Consider the following 575-nt stretch of genomic DNA (forward strand, 5'->3'; position numbering starts at 1 on the left):
GGCTGTATCTGAGCAAGCCACGTAAGTTTTTGATATATTTTTTACGGTTTTCTGCCGTGCTTGTTGTTGTAGAAACTGATTTAATTCATTGATACCGCAATCAAATACTTTGCGATTGTGTTGGTGGGTGATCGCTTCAATGGTTATGGGCATTCATTGTATCCTTGTAGCCCTGTACTGCCTTAAGAAGCTTCTTGCTTGCTTTTGGAGGATTTTCTAATACAGCAAACAATGCATCTGCACCGGCCATCGAAAGGTGAAGCGTTTCAGTTCGTTCAATCACATTGCGAGCCTTATCCATTGCAGATTCAATAAGGAATTGTGAAAGGGTGGCACCGGAGTAATCTGCCGCCCTTTGTATGATCTTTTGTATTTCTGTGGAGGTTCGCGCAACTAAACGGGTTTCTTTACGTTCTGCATGAGTGGTCATAATTTTACCTGCGTCTTCAATAGGGGTAAATTTCAATCATTTATCACTATGACATACAAAATCAGCCTATGTCAAATTGTGTGCCATTTAGGTATACAGTAATGCCGATGTGCGTTATTGGGATTGTATGGCTTATGCGGTATAA

1 protein-coding gene is annotated in these 575 nt (G+C 40.9%); it reads right to left on the minus strand.

The features are described from left to right. Positions 1–136 precede the first annotated feature (136 nt). Entirely contained in the window at positions 137–466 is a 330-nt protein-coding gene (locus REG_RS10490) for a type II toxin-antitoxin system TacA family antitoxin (RefSeq protein ID WP_006705625.1), read from the minus strand. Positions 467–575 lie beyond the last annotated feature (109 nt).

It is taken from the genome of Candidatus Regiella insecticola LSR1, assembly GCF_000143625.1.
In the GTDB taxonomy this organism is placed as follows: Bacteria; Pseudomonadota; Gammaproteobacteria; order Enterobacterales; family Enterobacteriaceae; genus Regiella; species Regiella insecticola.